Raw genomic sequence first — 11,437 nt, 5'->3', positions numbered from 1 at the left:
CTCCAGGGCATGCAGGCGGCGCTTGGTCTCGGCGTCCGGGTAGAGGCCGGGCTGATCGCGTAGCGCCGCGTCGAGAAACCCCTTGGCGTCGGCGTTACCGCTGGGGTAGAGGGTTTCCGTGGTGATCAGCGCGGCGATCTCGGGCTGTAGCAGATAATCGATGAAGCGGTGGGCCAGGTCGGCGCGGCGGGCGTTGTGCGGTATCACCAGGTTGTCGATGAACAGCACCGAGCCCTCATCGGGCACCAGAAAACGTACCGGCTGGCCGGCGTCGGCGGCCGCCAGGGCGTCACCGACCCAGGCCATGGCCACGCACAGGCGGCCGTTGTTGAGGTCATCGATATAGCGTTCGCTGTCGACGTAGCGCAGGTTGGGCCGCAGGCCGGCGAGTACGTTGCCGGCGCGTTCGATGCGGCTCGCTGCGCTGCGGGTCAGGTTGCGGCCCTGATAGTTGAGCAGCAGCGACAGGGTTTCGTCCGGCGCATCCAGCACGCTGATGCCGCAAGCGGCCAGGCGCGCGCTCTGTTCGGGGTCGAACAGCAGGCTCCAGCTGTCGGGTAGCGGGCCACCGAACGCGGCTTCGGCCTGCGACGTGTTGATCGCCAGGCCGACCGCGCCCCACAGGTAAGGCACCGCGTAGCGATTGCCCGGATCGACCGCGGCAAGCTTGCTCAGCAGTTGCTTGTCCAGGTGGCTGCGGTTGGGCAGGCGGCTGAAATCCAGGGGTTGCAGCAGGCCGGCCTCGATCAGGCGCGGCAAGTCGTTGTGCGAGGGCACGATGATGTCGATGGCCTCGCTGCCCGCAAGCGCCGCATGCATGTCCTCGGCGCTGCTGAAGGTGTGGTAGTCGATGCGGATTCCGGTTTCGGCCTCGAAGCGCTTGAGTACCTGCGGCGCGATGTAGTCGTTCCAGTTGTAGACCCGCAGGCTGTCCGCGGGTTTTTCCAGCACACCTTGCGGTGCGCCGTGAACCAGTATCGGCAGCAGCACGAGCAGTAGCGAAGCGATCAGGCGCAACATGGGTTTCTCCTTGCGGTGCGTCCACGGCTGAATTCGGCGCAGCAGTAGCCCGCCGCAGGCTTATGCGCGGTTGTCAGAGTCGTTGGCTATGCGGCAGATTCGGCTGGTTAAAACGACGCCGGCATTAAGCCGGCGTCGGGTAGCGCTTACACGGTGTGCAGGTACCAGTTGTACTCGAGGTCGGAGATCGAGTTCTCGAACTCGGCGAGCTCGCTTTCCTTGCAGGCGACGAAGATATCGATGTACTTCGGGTCGATATAGCGCGCCAGCACCTCGCTGTCTTCCAGCTCGCGCAGGGCATCGCGCAGGTTGTTCGGCAGGCTTTGCTCGTTCTGCTCGTAGGAGTTGCCTTCCACCGGCGCGGTCGGCTCGATCTTGTTGGTCAGGCCGTGGTGCACGCCCGCCAGCACGGCCGACAGCAGCAGGTAGGGGTTGGCATCCGCGCCCGCGACCCGGTGTTCGATGCGCACGGCATCGGCGCTGTCGTTCGGCACGCGCAGGGCCACGGTACGGTTGTCGATACCCCAGCACGGCGAGTTCGGCACGTAGTACTGCGCGCCGAAGCGGCGGTACGAGTTGACGTTCGGGCAGAGGAAGGCCATCGACGCCGGCATGGTCTCCAGCACGCCGCCAATGGCGTGGCGCAGGGCATCGTTCTGCTCGGGATCTTCGCAGGCGAAGATGTTCTTGCCGTCCTTGTCGAGGATCGAGATGTGCACGTGCAGCCCGTTGCCCGCCTGGTTCGGGTACGGCTTGGCCATGAAGGTGGTGTCCATCTCATGGTCGTAGGCGATGTTCTTCACCAGACGCTTGAGCAGCAGCGCGTAGTCGCAGGCCTTGATCGGGTCGGCGACGTGGTGCAGGTTGACCTCGAACTGCGCCGGAGCGCTTTCCTTGACGATGGCATCGGCCGGGATGCCCTGCTCCTTGGCACCTTCGAGGATGTCCTGCAGGCATTCGGCGTATTCGTCGAGGTCGTCGATCAGGTAGACCTGGGTCGAATGCGGACGCTTGCCCGACAGCGGCGACAGCGGCGGCTGCGGGCGACCGTTCACGTTGGCCTGGTCGATCAGGTAGAACTCGAGTTCGAAAGCGGCACAAATGGTAAGGCCCAGTTCGTCGAACTTCGCGACCACCTGACGCAACACTTCCCGTGGGTCGGCAAAGAACGGCTCGCCTTCCATTTCGTGCATGGTCATCAACAGTTGCGCGGTAGGGCGCTTCTGCCAGGGTTCATTGCACAGGGTGTTGGGGATGGGGTAGCAGATACGGTCGGCATCGCCGATATCCAGGCCCAGGCCAGTGCTTTCCACTGTCGAGCCGTTGATATCCAGGGCGAAAAGAGACGCCGGGAGGTTGATGCCGCGTTCGTAAACCTTGTGCAGGCTCGCACGCTCGATGCGCTTGCCGCGCACCACTCCATTCATATCTGCAATGAGAAGGTCGACGAACAGGACCTCAGGATGTTTCTTAAGGAACGCGTTCGCTTCGTTAAGCTGAACGGCACGCGGGGGTACCGACATGATGCAACACCTTTGTTGTTAAAAATATCAATCATTAAACTGCAGTGAGGTGAGTCAATCTTAAACCTTGAGGTCTGTCAAGGGTGGCTTATTTTGCCCTAAAAAAGCGCATCGTGGCCATTATCAGGGCGTTACAGGGCAGCGCTATCCCCTTCGGAGCCAAGCCTGGCGCGGTGCTCATCGGGGTGTGTTCAATTTTTTACATGGCTATTGTATAAAAAAATGAACAAGGCTAAGCTCGGTTTCAACCCACTAACAGCAATAAAACGGGTGTCACATGTCGCGCCTGCCGTTGATCGGCGTCACCGCCTGCTCTAAACAGGTCGGTCTACATCTTCACCATATAACAGGTGACAAATACGTTCGTGCCATAGCCCTCGGAGCCGGTGGCTTGCCGCTGATCATTCCGGCGCTGGGCGAACTGATCGATCGGTCGACCCTGCTCGAAAATCTGCACGGTCTGCTGTTCACCGGCTCACCGTCGAATATCGAGCCCCATCATTATAGCGGCTCGGCCAGCGAGGCCGGTACTGCGCACGATCCCGAACGCGACCGCACCACCTTGCCGCTGATCCGCCAGGCCATCGCGGCTGGCGTCCCCGTGCTCGGCATCTGTCGCGGCTTTCAGGAGATCAACGTGGCGTTCGGCGGCACCCTGTACCAGAAGGTGCACGAGGTCGCCGGCCTGCTCGATCACCGCGAACCGGCCGATGAACCGCTCGAGGTGCAGTATGCCTCGCGTCACCCCCTGCAGGTGCAGCCGGGGGGCGTGCTCGCCGGTCTCGGCTTGCCCGACGAGTTTGCCGTCAATTCCATTCATGGTCAGGGCATTGAGCGTCTGGCGCCGGGCCTTCGCGTCGAAGCACTGGCGCCAGACGGGCTGGTCGAGGCCTTCTCCGTCGAAGGCGCGGCCAGTTTTGCCCTGGGGGTGCAATGGCACCCCGAATGGCAGGTAGGATCCAACCCGAATTATCTCGCCATCTTCCAGGCCTTTGGTGAGGCTTGCAGGAAGAGGGCGGGGCAGCGCAGGGCCGACTATATATAAGTCGGTTCTAATCAACCCTGAGGTCTCTATGAGCACCAAATTGGACCAGCTTTCGAGTTGGCTAAAAGAACGCAAAATCACCGAAGTTGAATGCTTGATCAGCGATCTTACCGGCATTGCCCGCGGCAAGATTTCGCCGACCAACAAGTTCCTCGCTGAGAAGGGCATGCGCCTTCCCGAGAGCGTGCTGCTGCAGACCGTGACCGGCGACTACGTCGAGGACGACATTTATTACGCCCTGCTCGACGAAGCGGACATCGACATGTTCTGCCGCCCCGATGCCGATGCGGTGTTCCTGGTGCCGTGGGCCATCGAGCCGACCGCCATGGTCATCCACGATACCTTCGACAAGCAGGGCAACCCGATCGGGCTGTCGCCGCGCAACATTCTCAAGAATGTACTCAAGCTGTATGCCGAAAAGGGCTGGAAGCCCATAGTCGCGCCGGAGATGGAGTTCTACCTGACCAAGCGCTGCAGCGACCCGGACTTCCCGCTGGAAGCGCCGATGGGCCGCTCCGGACGCCCGGAAGTCGGGCGTCAGTCGTTCTCCATCGATGCGGCCAACGAATTCGACCCGCTGTTCGAGGATGTCTACGACTGGTGCGAAATCCAGGGGCTGGACCTCGATACGCTGATCCACGAAGACGGCCCGGCCCAGATGGAGATCAACTTCCGGCATGGCGAGGCCTTGCACCTGGCCGACCAGATCACCGTGTTCAAGCGCACCATGCGCGAGGCGGCGCTCAAGCATGACGTGGCGGCGACCTTCATGGCCAAGCCGATCACCGACCAGCCGGGCAGTGCCATGCACATTCACCAGAGTGTGCTGGACATCAAGACCGGACAAAACCTGTTTTCCAATGCCGATGGCAGCATGAGCGAACTGTTCATGCAGCACATCGGCGGCCTGCAGAAATACATCCCCGAATTGCTGCCGCTGTTCGCCCCCAACGTCAACTCGTTCCGCCGTTTCCTGCCGGACACCTCGGCGCCGGTGAACGTCGAGTGGGGCGAAGAGAACCGCACGGTCGGCCTGCGCGTACCCGAAGCCACGCCGGAAAACCGGCGGGTGGAAAACCGTCTGGCTGGCGCCGATGCCAACCCCTACCTGGTGCTGGCCGCCTCGCTGCTGTGCGGTTACATGGGCATGGTGGAGCAGCTCGAACCTGGCGCGCCCGTCAAGGGCCGGGGTTACGAGCGGCGCAATCTGCGCCTGCCGATCACCATCGAACATGCGCTGGAACGGATGGAGGCCTGCAAGGCGGCGGAAGAATACCTGGGCGAAAAATTCATCCGTGGCTACGTGGCGGTCAAGCGCGCCGAGCATGAAAACTACAAGCGCGTGATCAGTTCCTGGGAGCGCGAGTTCCTCCTGCTCTCGGTCTGAGCGAACGGGTGCCGGGGCGCGAGGCCCGCGGCACCCGCTGATGACGTACATTTTTGAGGTGGATATGACCAAGCAAGCAAGCAACCCGCAAACCCTCGAGTGGCAGGCCATGAGCCGCGACCACCACCTGGCGCCGTTCAGCGACTTCCAGCAGCTGGCGCAGAGCGGCCCGCGGATCATCACCAAGGCCGATGGCGTCTACCTGTGGGACAGCGAAGGCAACAAGATTCTCGACGGCATGGCCGGTCTCTGGTGCGTGGCCATCGGTTATGGTCGCGACGAGTTGGCCGATGCCGCCAGCAAGCAGATGAAAGAGCTGCCCTTCTACAACCTGTTCTTCCAGACCGCCCATCCACCGGTGCTGGAATTGGCCAAGACCCTCGCCGAGATCGCCCCCGCGGGCATGAACCACGTGTTCTTCACTGGCTCGGGCTCCGAAGGCAACGACACCATGCTGCGCATGGTGCGCCATTACTGGGCGATCAAGGGCCAGCCGCAGAAGAAGGTCATCATCAGCCGCATCAACGGCTATCACGGCTCCACCGTGGCCGGCGCCAGCCTCGGCGGCATGAAATTCATGCACGAGCAGGGCGACCTGCCGATTCCGGGCATCGAGCACATCCCCCAGCCCTACTGGTTCGGCGAAGGCGGCGACATGAGCCCGGACGAGTTCGGTATCTGGGCCGCCGACCAGCTGGAGCAGAAGATTCTCGAAGTTGGCGAGGACAAGGTCGCCGCCTTTATCGCCGAGCCGATCCAGGGTGCCGGCGGCGTGATCATCCCGCCGGACAGCTACTGGCCGCGCATCCGCGAGATTCTCGCCAAGTACGACATCCTGTTCGTCGCCGATGAGGTGATCTGCGGGTTCGGCCGCACCGGCGAATGGTTCGGCAGCGACTTCTACGGCCTGCAGCCGGACCTGATGACCATCGCCAAGGGCCTGACCTCGGGCTACATCCCCATGGGCGGCCTGATCGTCAGTGACGCCGTGGTCGAGGTGCTCAACCAGGGCGGCGATTTCAACCACGGCTTCACCTACTCCGGGCATCCGGTGGCGGCGGCGGTGGCGCTGGAAAACATCCGCATCCTGCGCGAAGAAAAAATCATCGAGCGGGTCAAGGCAGAAACGGCACCGTATTTGCAACAGCGTCTGCGTGAGCTGGCCGATCATCCGTTGGTGGGTGAAGTGCGCGGTGTCGGCATGCTCGGTGCGATCGAGCTGGTGAAGAACAAGGCCACTCGCGAGCGCTATCCGAGCGAGTCGGAGGCCGGCATGATCTGTCGTGGCCACTGCTTTGCCAATGGTCTGATCATGCGCGCCGTGGGCGACACCATGATCATTTCGCCACCACTGGTCATCAGCAAGGCCGAGATCGACGAACTGGTGGACAAGGCCCGTCAGTGCCTCGACTTGACCGCAGAGCAACTTGCTGGCTGAAACACGCCGCTCTTTATCGCCATCGGCGGGCTACGCTGAGAGTTGTAAAGAGTGGCGCGACCTTGCCAGACTGGGCCAGAGCGTTGGCCAGGCTCACCGGGAGGTGCTGCAGCCAGGCTGCGCATCATCCGGAAAATTTTTACAACAACAGGAGCTGTACGCATGAAACTATTCGGCAAAACCCTTCTCGCGTTGTCCCTCGCCGGGGCGGTGGCGGGTGCCGCGCAAGCTGAAGAAAAAGTGCTGCACGTCTACAACTGGTCGGACTACATTGCCGAAGACACCCTGGACAACTTCCAGAAAGAAACCGGTATCAAGGTGGTGTACGACGTATTCGACAGCAACGAAACCCTGGAAGCCAAGCTGCTTTCCGGCGGTTCGGGCTACGACGTGGTGGTGCCGTCCAACCAGTTCCTCGCCAAGCAGATCAAGGCTGGCGTGTTCCAGAAGCTCGACAAATCCAAGCTGCCGAACTGGAAGCACCTCAATCCGGACCTGATGAAGGCCCTGGAAACCGCCGATCCGGGTAACCAGTACGCCTTCCCCTACCTGTGGGGCACGACCGGCATCGGTTACAACCCGGAGAAGGTCAAGGCCGCCCTGGGCGTCGACACCATCGACTCCTGGGACGTGCTGTTCAAGCCGGAAAACATGGAGAAGCTCAAGGCCTGTGGCGTCGCCATGCTCGATGCCCCGGATGAGGTCTACGCCGCAGCGCTGCACTACCTGGGCATGAACCCCAACCCCACCAGCGTCGACGACGTGAAGAAGGCCGAAGAACTGTTGATGAAGGTGCGTCCTTACATCACCTACTTCCATTCCTCCAAGTACATCTCCGACCTGGCCAACGGCAACATCTGCGTCGCGCTGGGCTGGTCCGGCGACGTGTTCCAGGCCCAGGCGCGTGCCGAGGAAGCGAAGAACGACGTACCGGTCGCCTATACGATTCCGAAAGAGGGCGCCGCCTCGTTCTTCGACATGATGGCCATCCCGGCCGATGCCAAGAACGCCGACGAGGCGCATACCTTCCTCAACTACATCCTGACCCCGGAAGTGATCGCGCCGATCTCCGACTATGTTGCCTATCCGAACGGCAACGCCACCGCCACGCCGCTGGTAGACGAGGCGATCCGCAACAACCCGGGCATCTACCCGACCGAAGAAGCCTCGAAGAAGCTGTACACCTTCGCCGAGCTGAATCCGAAGGTGCAGCGTGCCGTTACCCGCAGCTGGACCAGGGTGAAATCGGGCCGCTGATAGCGAGCCCGGCAAGGTGGCGGAGGCAGTCGATCTGCTGAGCCAGCCGATTTCTGGCGGGGTATCCCGCCAGAAATCCTGACAACAAGAAGGGAGCCCCTATGCATCGTTCAACTCAGCTGGCCGGCCTCGAGTCCGTGCCATTCGCCATGCTGTTGCCTGCGTTTAGCCCGGCAAGGCGCAAAACCTGGCCTGCGCATGGCAGTTGGGCAGCGTCGATCCGCTGCACGGCAGGGCTTGACCGATAGACGACCGGCGCCTTGGCGGGCGGCCCGATTCAGACAGGATTCAAGCTGTGCAAGCGGCATTCGGCAACACCCTGACCGCCAGCGCTACGGCGCTTGCCCTGCCGGCCGCGGCCCAGGACGGCGACAGTTCAGGCGCGCCGCCGCAGCGCCGCTCACCGCGAGCAACAGGCCGAGGCCTATACGAATTATCCAGGCCCCGGGTCAATCGCCGGGGGCCGTGATTAGCAGTAAGTGGACAGATTGGGTGTCTCGGCGGAGGTGCCGACCAAGCGACAGCGGCCGATGAGCCGAAGCTGGAACAGGGCCGACTCAGGTCAGTAATTTCAAACGCCCGACCGTCGGGGTTGGGCGCTACTTTTGCGGGAGTTTTGGTAATGGCAGTTGCTTCCAGTGCCTATAAAAAGGTTCTTGAGGGAGATCAACAACCGAAAGAGGTGTTGGTCAAAATCGAGCGGGTGACGAAGAAATTCGATGAGACCATCGCCGTCGACGACGTCTCTCTGACTATCAACAAGGGCGAGATCTTCGCGCTGCTCGGTGGCTCGGGTTCGGGTAAATCGACCCTGCTGCGCATGCTCGCCGGCTTCGAGCGGCCGACCGAGGGGCGCATCTACCTCGACGGCGAGGACATCACCGACCTGCCGCCCTACGAGCGGCCGATCAACATGATGTTCCAGTCCTACGCGCTGTTTCCGCACATGAGTGTGGCCGACAATATCGCCTTCGGCCTCAAGCAGGACAAGATGTCCCGGGCCGAGATCGATGCGCGGGTCGCCGAGATGCTCAAGCTGGTGCAGATGAGCGAGTACGCCAGGCGCAAGCCGCACCAGTTATCTGGTGGTCAGCGCCAACGCGTGGCCCTGGCCCGCTCCCTGGCCAAGAGCCCGAAGCTGCTGCTGCTCGACGAGCCGATGGGTGCGCTGGACAAGAAACTGCGTTCGCAGATGCAGCTCGAGCTGGTCGAGATCATCGAGCGGGTCGGCGTGACCTGCGTGATGGTGACCCACGACCAGGAAGAGGCCATGACCATGGCCCAGCGCATCGCCATCATGCACCTGGGCTGGATCGCCCAGATCGGCAGCCCGATCGACATCTACGAGACGCCGACCAGCCGCCTGGTCTGCGAGTTCATCGGCAACGTCAACCTGTTCGACGGCCAGGTGGTCGAAGACATGGAAGGCCATGCGCTGATCGACAGCCCCGACCTGGAGCGCAATATCTTCGTCGGCCACGGTGTCAGCACCTCGGTGCAGGACAAGAGCATCACCTACGCCATTCGCCCGGAGAAGCTGCTGGTCACCACCGAGCAGCCGAGCTGCGAGTACAACTGGTCGCGCGGCACCGTGCACGACATCGCCTACCTCGGCGGTCACTCGGTGTTCCACGTGCAGTTGCCCAGCGGCAAGATCGTCCAGTCCTTCGTCGCCAACGCCGAACGCCGTGGCGCGCGGCCGACCTGGGACGACCAGGTCTATGTGTGGTGGGAGGATGACAGCGGGGTGGCATTGCGCTCATGAACATTTCTCGAAGCATCAGCCGCCGCCTGCCCAGGGGTCGGCACTTCGTCATCGGAGTGCCCTTCATCTGGTTGTTCATGTTCTTCCTGCTGCCCTTCATCATCGTCTTGAAGATCAGCTTTGCCGAAGCCGAAGTCTCTATTCCGCCGTATACCGACGTGTACCTCTGGGCGGAAAACAAGCTCTCGGTGGTGATCAACCTGGGCAACTACATCTTCCTCAGCGAGGACGATCTGTACCTGGCCGCCTACCTCGGCTCGTTGCAGATGGCCTTCTTCAGCACCCTCCTGTGTTTGCTGCTCGGCTTTCCGATGGCCTATGCCATCGCCCGGGCCGACAAGGAAATGCAACTGGTGTACCTGTTGCTGATCATGATGCCGACCTGGACGGCGATCCTGATCCGCGTGTACGCCTGGATGGGCATCCTCAGCAACAACGGCCTGCTCAACGGCTTCCTGCAGAGCATGGGGCTGATCGACAGTCCGCTGCAGATCCTCAACACCAACGTCGCGGTCTATATCGGGGTCGTGTACTCGTACTTGCCGTTCATGGTGCTGCCGCTCTACGCCAACCTGGTCAAGCACGACCAGAGCCTGCTGGAGGCCGCCGCCGATCTGGGCTCGAGCACCTACAACAGCTTCTGGAAAATCACCGTGCCGCTGTCGAAGAACGGCATCATCGCCGGCTGCATGCTGGTGTTCATCCCGGTGGTCGGCGAGTTCGTGATCCCCGAACTGCTCGGTGGCCCTGAGACCCTGATGATCGGCAGAGTGCTGTGGCAGGAGTTCTTCAACAACCGCGACTGGCCGGTGGCATCCGCCCTGGCGGTGGTGATGCTGGCGATCCTGATGATCCCGATCATCCTGTTCAATCGTAACCAAGCCAAAGAGATGGAGGGTCGACCATGAGGCGTTACAGTTTCTCCACCATCATGCTGTGGGTCGGCCTGCTGTTCATCTACCTGCCGATGTTGATCCTGGTGATCTACTCGTTCAACGGCTCGCGCCTGGTCACGGTATGGGGCGGCTGGTCGCTGAAGTGGTACATCGGCCTGCTCGACAACACCCAGTTGATGGGCGCAGTGATGCGCTCCCTGGAAATCGCCTGCTACACCGCGGTGGCGGCGGTGGCGCTGGGTACCCTGGCGGCCTTCGTGCTGACCCGGGTCACTCACTTCAAGGGTCGTACCCTGTTCGGTGGCCTGGTCACCGCGCCGCTGGTAATGCCCGAAGTGATCACCGGTCTGTCGTTGCTGCTGCTGTTCGTGGCCATGGCGCAACTGATCGGCTGGCCGGCCGAGCGCGGCATCCTGACCATCTGGATCGCCCACACCACCTTCTGTTCCGCCTATGTGGCGGTGGTGGTGTCCTCGCGCCTGCGTGAGCTGGACCTGTCCATCGAGGAGGCGGCCATGGACCTGGGCGCCAAACCGTGGAAGGTGTTCTTCCTGATCACCATCCCGATGATTGCGCCGTCCCTGGCGGCCGGCGGCATGATGTCCTTCGCCCTGTCGCTGGACGACCTGGTTCTGGCCAGCTTCGTCTCCGGTCCCGGCTCCACCACCCTGCCGATGGAAGTGTTCTCCGCCGTGCGCCTGGGCGTGAAGCCGGAAATCAACGCCATCGCCAGCCTGATCCTGCTGGCGGTGTCGCTGATGACCTTCATCATCTGGTTCATCGCCCGCCGCGCCGAAGACAAGCGCAAGAAATCGATCCAGCAAGCCATGGACGAAACCACCGGCACCCGGGATCAACTGGGCCCGGACAGCCGCCGCGATCCGTCGCAGGTCCACGCGACTGTTTAGCTAGCGGTTTGAGTGAACGAAAAAGGGTCACTGCGGTGGCCCTTTTTTGTGGGGGGGCTCGGGTAGGGTGCGCCGTGCGCACCGGCCACTCCAGTCGGTCGCTGCGGGCTGGCGTTGCGATCCCGCACCCGGGCGGCGTCCCGTTCGTCGCGACATTAACTGTACATCCATACAGATTAAGCTTGCCTGGACCCGCGT

General features: G+C 62.1%; 9 protein-coding genes. 7 read left to right on the top strand and 2 right to left on the bottom strand.

Translation table 11 applies throughout. The features are described from left to right. Together ABZE94_RS16180 and ABZE94_RS16175 are read right to left on the bottom strand one after the other, a co-directional pair. On the bottom strand, positions 1-1,020 hold a 1,020-nt coding region (locus ABZE94_RS16180), incomplete at its 3' end, for a polyamine ABC transporter substrate-binding protein (RefSeq protein ID WP_372876512.1). Positions 1,021-1,166: 146 nt separating this feature from the next. Beyond that, positions 1,167-2,543, bottom strand: a complete 1,377-nt coding sequence (locus ABZE94_RS16175; protein ID WP_372876511.1) for a glutamine synthetase family protein — start codon at positions 2,541-2,543, stop codon at positions 1,167-1,169. Between the two features lie 277 nt (positions 2,544-2,820). Here ABZE94_RS16175 and ABZE94_RS16170 point away from each other — a divergent pair, with 277 nt between their 5' ends. The 7 genes from ABZE94_RS16170 (at position 2,821) to ABZE94_RS16140 (ending at position 11,239) form a co-directional block, all read left to right on the top strand. Beyond that, positions 2,821-3,588: a gamma-glutamyl-gamma-aminobutyrate hydrolase family protein gene (locus ABZE94_RS16170; RefSeq protein WP_372876510.1), complete on the top strand. Its 768-nt coding sequence runs from the start codon at positions 2,821-2,823 to the stop codon at positions 3,586-3,588. Between the two features lie 28 nt (positions 3,589-3,616). After that, entirely contained in the window at positions 3,617-4,975 is a 1,359-nt protein-coding gene (locus tag ABZE94_RS16165; RefSeq protein ID WP_372876509.1) for a glutamine synthetase family protein, read from the top strand. A gap of 64 nt (positions 4,976-5,039) precedes the next feature. Beyond that, on the top strand, positions 5,040-6,413 hold the full coding sequence (locus ABZE94_RS16160) for an aspartate aminotransferase family protein (protein WP_372876508.1): 1,374 nt from the start codon (positions 5,040-5,042) through the stop codon (positions 6,411-6,413). A 162-nt stretch (positions 6,414-6,575) separates the two neighbouring features. After that, the gene (locus ABZE94_RS16155) at positions 6,576-7,670 is read left to right on the top strand and encodes a polyamine ABC transporter substrate-binding protein (protein WP_372876507.1); all 1,095 of its coding nucleotides are present in this window, start codon (positions 6,576-6,578) and stop codon (positions 7,668-7,670) included. 622 nt (positions 7,671-8,292) lie between these two features. After that, positions 8,293-9,435, top strand: coding sequence for an ABC transporter ATP-binding protein (locus tag ABZE94_RS16150; RefSeq protein WP_372876506.1), 1,143 nt, complete (start codon positions 8,293-8,295; stop codon positions 9,433-9,435). A 26-nt stretch (positions 9,436-9,461) separates the two neighbouring features. Further along, positions 9,462-10,343 (top strand): ABC transporter permease subunit, encoded by an 882-nt coding sequence (locus ABZE94_RS16145; RefSeq protein WP_372876513.1) that lies wholly within the window; start codon positions 9,462-9,464, stop codon positions 10,341-10,343. Continuing rightward, positions 10,340-11,239, top strand: a complete 900-nt coding sequence (locus ABZE94_RS16140) for an ABC transporter permease subunit (protein WP_372876505.1) — start codon at positions 10,340-10,342, stop codon at positions 11,237-11,239. The genes ABZE94_RS16145 and ABZE94_RS16140 overlap by 4 nt, the downstream gene beginning before the upstream one ends. The last annotated feature ends 198 nt before the right edge of the window (positions 11,240-11,437 follow it).

It is taken from the genome of Pseudomonas sp. (assembly GCF_041601375.1).
In the GTDB taxonomy this organism is placed as follows: domain Bacteria; phylum Pseudomonadota; class Gammaproteobacteria; order Pseudomonadales; family Pseudomonadaceae; genus Aquipseudomonas.
This window is presented reverse-complemented; position numbering and strand designations above follow the sequence as displayed.

Bases quoted from the DNA above. Each gene is read 5' to 3' on its own strand.
- ABZE94_RS16175 (WP_372876511.1), bottom strand. From the start codon at position 2,543: ATGTCGGTACCCCCGCGTGCCGTTCAGCTTAACGAAGCGAACGCGTTC.
- ABZE94_RS16165 (WP_372876509.1), top strand. From the start codon at position 3,617: ATGAGCACCAAATTGGACCAGCTTTCGAGTTGGCTAAAAGAACGCAAA.
- ABZE94_RS16170 (WP_372876510.1), top strand. From the start codon at position 2,821: ATGTCGCGCCTGCCGTTGATCGGCGTCACCGCCTGCTCTAAACAGGTC.
- ABZE94_RS16160 (WP_372876508.1), top strand. From the start codon at position 5,040: ATGACCAAGCAAGCAAGCAACCCGCAAACCCTCGAGTGGCAGGCCATG.
- ABZE94_RS16155 (WP_372876507.1), top strand. From the start codon at position 6,576: ATGAAACTATTCGGCAAAACCCTTCTCGCGTTGTCCCTCGCCGGGGCG.
- ABZE94_RS16150 (WP_372876506.1), top strand. From the start codon at position 8,293: ATGGCAGTTGCTTCCAGTGCCTATAAAAAGGTTCTTGAGGGAGATCAA.
- ABZE94_RS16140 (WP_372876505.1), top strand. From the start codon at position 10,340: ATGAGGCGTTACAGTTTCTCCACCATCATGCTGTGGGTCGGCCTGCTG.